Below are 5220 nucleotides of genomic sequence, written 5' to 3'. Positions count from 1 at the left end.
GGCGTCGCGCATCAGCGCGCCGAACGCCGCCGCCAGGTCGTAGCCGTCGACCACCGCCGCCTGCACCGTGAACGCGTCGGGATCGTCGCCGGACGGCGTTGGGTCGCGGAAGGAGAGGCCCTCGACCTCGACCCTGCTCGGCACGCCCGGGCCATAGCCGGCGAGCACGACGCGTCCGGCCCCTATTTCCCCCTCTTCGTCCTTGGTGAAGAGGTTCGCCGCCGTCATGCGGCCGAAGCGCACCCGGTCGATCGGGACGCTTCCCTCCGCACCGGCCTTCGCGATCGCCGCGGCGGCGGCGGACAGGTCGAGGTCCTCGATCGTGACCACGTCGGAGGTGAGGACCATGGTCCCGCCCGTGGCCCGGACGGTGTCCAGTTCGACGCGCGCGGCTTGCGTCGCGCCGACTCCGCCCAGCCGCATCTCCTTGATCGTCACCGCCTCGCCGTCGCCGGCCAGCACGACGTCGCGCAGAATGCCGCCGGCACCGAACGGATCGGCCTCCGCCCCGCCATGCGTCAGCGTGTAGCCGGCCGGGAGCGTCGCGTTGATGCGGGCGAGATGCTCGCCCAGGAGGGCGTCCGCCCGCTTCTGGAGATGGAAGTAGCCGCCCGCGCCGGCCGCGGCGAGTGCTGCGACGCCGGCGCCGGCGATCAGGGCCTTCTTCATGCTGTGGTCGTCCTTGCTGAACCTGGCCGGCAGTATGCCACGATCGGTGTGGTTACTCCATCGGGAGAGGATGCCGGGACAGTGCGCCGGGGTGATTGTCACCTTGGAACCGATCGCCTACCCTCCGCTCATAAACCACTGCGACGAAGTCGCTCCGGAACCGCTGCGACGACGTCGCTCCGGAACCGCTGCGACGAAGCCGCTCCAGGGAGGAACGAAGCAATGAAGCGAGTCCTGTTGGGCGCCGCTGTGGCGGCGCTGTCCGCCACCGCGGCGCAGGCGCAGGTTTCCGGGGACCGGGTACGCATCGGCGTCCTCAACGACCAGTCCGGCCTCTACGCCGACTTCGGCGGCATCGGCTCGGTCGTCGCCACGCAGATGGCGGTCGAGGATTTCGGCGGCACCGTGCTGGGCAAGCCGATCGACGTCGTCTCGGCCGACCACCAGAACAAGCCCGACATCGGATCGAACATCGCCCGCGAATGGTTCGACGTCCAGGGCGTCGATGCCGTCACCGAGCTGACGACCTCCTCGGTCGCCCTCGCGGTGCAGGAGATCGCACGCGAGAAGGGCAAGCTGAACATCGTGTCGGGCGCCGCGACCTCCCGCCTGACCGGCGACGCCTGCTCGCCCACCGGCTTCCACTGGACCTACGACACGGTCGCGCTCGCCAACGGCACCGGAAAGGCCGTCGTCGCGGAAGGCGGCAAGACCTGGTTCTTCCTGACCGCGGACTACGCCTTCGGCCACTCGCTCGAGGCCGACGTCAGCACCGTCGTCAAGGAGGCCGGCGGCGAGGTCATGGGCGCGGTTCGCCACCCGCTCAACACCGCCGACTTCTCCTCCTTCCTGCTCCAGGCGCAGGGATCCGGCGCCCAGATCGTCGGCCTCGCCAACGCCGGGACCGATACCACGACCGCGATCAAGCAGGCGGCCGAGTTCGGCCTGACCCAGGGCGGCCAGCAGCTTGCGGGCCTGCTGCTGGTGCTGAGCGACATCCACGCGCTCGGCCTCGACGTCGCGCAGGACCTCGTGCTGACGACCGGCTTCTACTGGGACATGGACGAGGAGACGCGCGCCTGGTCGAAGCGCTACCAGGAGCGCATGAACGGGCGCATGCCCAACATGGTCCAGGCCGGGATGTATTCGGCGATCCTTCATTACCTGAAGGCGATCGAGGCCGCGGGCACGGACGAGGCGACGGCCGTCGCGGCGAAGATGCGCGAGATGCCGGTCAACGACGTGTTCGCGAAGGACGGCGTCGTGCGGGCCGACGGCCGCATGGTCCACGACATGTATCTGGCCCGGGTCAAGAAGCCGTCCGAGAGCACGGGGCCGTGGGACTACTACGAGATCCTCCAGACCATCCCCGGCGACGAGGCCTACCTGCCGCTGGACCAGAGCGCTTGCCCGCTGGTCAAAGGCTGACGCGAAGCGTACTGGCGAGAACTGACGCGAAGCGTATCCGGCCGTGGGCGGGAGCCTACGGCCGGTTACGGCCACCCGAGGGCGGCACGCTGCCGCGGCGCAAGGGCGGCGGCGGCACCACCTCGAAGGGGCGGCTGTGCGGGCGGTCGAACAGCGGCACGCCCGGCCGCCTGAAGAACGGCACCAGGGCCGCGCCGGCCACGAAGCCGCCGACATGGGCCCAGAAGGCGACGCCGCCCTGCCCTTCCTCGACCGGCGTCATCGCACCACTCAGCACCTGGCCCGCGAACCACACTCCGAGCACGACCAGGGCGGGCACGTTGATCATGCGCACGATGATGATGATCCACATCAGGACGCGCACGTTCGCATGGGGATGCAGCATCAGGTAGCCGCCGAGGACGCCGCCGATCGCGCCGCTGGCCCCGATCATTGGCACCCGGGAAGCGGGATCGGCGATCGCCTGCGCGAACGCCGCCGCTGCGCCGCAGAGCAGGTAGAACAGCAGGAAGCGGCCGCGCCCCATGCTGTCCTCGACGTTGTTCCCGAAGATCCAGAGATAGAGCATGTTCCCTCCGAGATGGAGGAAGCCCCCGTGCATGAACATGGAGGAGAAGACGCTCGCCCAGCCGGGGACGGCACGCAGCTCCGGCGGCAGTTCGGCATTGCCGAACAGGACCGCGGGGATCACTCCGAACGAGAAGACGACCGCCCGGCCCTGCAGCGGGGGCAGGGATACCTGCCACATGAAGACCAGGACGCAGGCCGCGATCAGCATCCAGGTGACCACCGGCCGCCGACGGGTCGGATTGTCGTCGTAGAGCGGCAGGAAGAACATGCGTCGGGCCTTTCTCGGGTTCCCGGCTGCCAACCGGAGGACGCCTCCGCCGTTCCCGGGTTTCACACTCTGGACGGGATCGGCGCCGGTGCGGCGCCGATCCCTGCCGCGCTTCTCAGGCCGGCTCGATCCTGGCCGCGCAGAACTTGAACTCCGGGATCTTGCCGAACGGGTCGAGCACCGGGTTGGTCAGCACGTTGGCGGCCGCCTCGGCGTAGCAGAACGGGACGAACACCATCCCGACCGCCACGGCCGGGTCGGCGCGCGCGGCCAGCTCGATCGTCCCGCGCCGCGTCGCTATGCGCACGCGCCCGCCCGCGGTGACGCCGATCCGGTCCAGCTCCTCGGGCGCCACGCAGGCGACCGCCTCCGGCTCGATCGCGTCCAGCACGCTGGCCCGCCGCGTCATCGAGCCGGTATGCCAGTGCTCGAGCTGGCGCCCCGTGGTCAGCACCATAGGGTACTCGGCGTCCGGCTCCTCGGCCGGCGGGACGAGGCCGGCCGGGACGAGGCGGGCACGCCCGGTCGGCGTCGGGAAACCGTCGCCGAACACGATGTCGTGCCCGGGCACGTCCTCGCCGTCGCAGGGATAGGTCACGGCGTCCTCGCGCTCCAGGCGCTCCCAGGTGATGCCGTGGAACGAGGGCATCGCCAGCGCCATCTCCGCGAACACCTCGCGGGGATGCGCGTAGGACCAGTCCAGGCCGAGCCGGCGCGCCATCTCCCGGATGATCCACCAGTCTTCCCGCGCCTCGCCGGGCAGCGGCAGCGCCTTGCGGCCGAGCTGGACCTGGCGGTTGGTGTTGGTCACCGTCCCGTCCTTCTCCGGCCAGGCCGAGGCCGGCAGGACGACGTCGGCGAAGCAGGCCGTCTCGGTCAGGAAGATGTCCTGCACCACCAGATGGTCGAGCCGGGCGAGCGCCTCGCGGGCATGGGTCACGTCCGGGTCCGACATCGCGGGGTTCTCGCCCATCACGTAGAGGCCGCGGATGCGCCCCTCATGGGCCGCGTTGACGATCTCGACGACCGTGAGCCCGCGCTCGGGCGCCAGCGCCGCTCCCCAGAACTCCTCGAAGAAGGCGCGCACCGAGGCGTCCTCGACCGAGCGGTAGTCCGGGAAGACCATCGGGATCAGCCCGGCGTCGGACGCGCCCTGGACGTTGTTCTGGCCGCGCAGCGGGTGCAGCCCGGTCCCCGGCCGCCCGACCTGCCCCGTGATCAGCGCCAGCGCCATCAGGCAGCGCGCGTTGTCGGTGCCGTGGACGTGCTGGGACACGCCCATGCCCCAGAAGACGATGGAGGCGCGCGACGTCGCGTAGAGGCGCGCGACCGTGCGCAGCGTGTCCGCGTCGATCCCGCAGACCGGGGCCATCGCTTCCGGCGTGAAGCTCCCGACGTGCTCGGCGAGGCGCTCGAAGTCGAGCGTGTGCGCCTCGACATAGGCGCGGTCGTACAGCCCCTCGCTCACGATCACGTTGAGCAGCGCGTTCAGCATCGCGACGTCCCGCCCGGGGCGGAACTGGAGCATGTGGGTGGCGTGGCGCTTCAGGGCCTGGCCGCGCGGGTCCATCACGACCAGCTTGGCGCCGCGGCGAACGGCCTGCTTGAAGAAGGTGGCCGCGACCGGGTGGTTCTCGGTCGGGTTGGCGCCGATCACGACGATCACCTCGGCCTGCTCGACCGCGGTGAAGGGTGCCGTGACCGCGGCCGAGCCGATGCCCTCCATCAGCGCCGCGACCGAGGAGGCGTGGCACAGCCGGGTGCAGTGGTCGACGTTGTTGGTCGCGAAGCCGGTGCGCACCAGCTTCTGGAACAGGTAGGCCTCCTCGTTCGAGCCCTTGGCCGATCCGAAGCCCGCCAGCGCCCCGCCGCCATGGGCGTCGCGGATCGCGGCGAGGCCGCCCGCCGCGAGGTCCAGCGCCTCGTCCCAGCTCGCCGGCCGGAAATGGGTGAACGGGTTCGCCGGATCGACGTCTAGCCCCTTCGGCGCGCCCGGCAGGCGGACGAGCGGCGTGGTCAGCCGCTGGCGGTTGTGGACGTAGTCGAAACCGAACCGCCCCTTGACGCACAGCCGGTTCCGGTTGGCCGGCCCGGGGCGCCCGTCGACCGCGACGATGCGGTCCTCGCGCACGCGGAACGTGACCTGGCAGCCGACGCCGCAATAGGGGCAGACGCTGTCGACCTCGCGCTCCGGGGGCGCGGCCATCGCGCCCGCCGCGTCCACCAGGCTCGCCGGCATCAGTGCGCCGGTCGGGCAGGCCTGCACGCATTCGCCGCAGGCGACG

The 5220-nt window shown here is 70.9% G+C and carries 4 protein-coding genes; 1 reads left to right on the top strand and 3 read right to left on the bottom strand.

The window, feature by feature from the left end; translation table 11 throughout:
* On the bottom strand, nucleotides 1–669 hold a 669-nt coding region (locus tag VGO20_RS00280; RefSeq protein ID WP_327500268.1), incomplete at its 3' end, for a hypothetical protein.
* Between the two features lie 222 nt (nucleotides 670–891).
* Between VGO20_RS00280 and VGO20_RS00275 the strand changes: the two genes are divergently transcribed.
* Entirely contained in the window at nucleotides 892–2097 is a 1206-nt protein-coding gene (locus VGO20_RS00275; RefSeq protein WP_327500267.1) for an ABC transporter substrate-binding protein, read from the top strand.
* 55 nt (nucleotides 2098–2152) lie between these two features.
* Here the strand turns inward: VGO20_RS00275 and VGO20_RS00270 are convergent, their stop codons facing one another.
* Nucleotides 2153–2935 carry a rhomboid family intramembrane serine protease gene (locus VGO20_RS00270; protein WP_327500266.1) on the bottom strand — a complete coding sequence of 261 codons (783 nt, stop codon included), beginning with the start codon at nucleotides 2933–2935 and terminating at the stop codon, nucleotides 2153–2155.
* Nucleotides 2936–3050: 115 nt separating this feature from the next.
* On the bottom strand, nucleotides 3051–5220 hold a 2170-nt coding region (fdhF, locus tag VGO20_RS00265; RefSeq protein ID WP_327500265.1), incomplete at its 5' end, for a formate dehydrogenase subunit alpha.

Origin of the sequence: Arenibaculum sp. (assembly GCF_035998295.1) — a bacterium.
GTDB lineage: Bacteria > Pseudomonadota > Alphaproteobacteria > Azospirillales > Azospirillaceae > DASYHS01.
The sequence above is the reverse complement of the archived record's forward strand: the minus strand, read 5'-3'. Positions and strand labels throughout refer to the sequence as shown.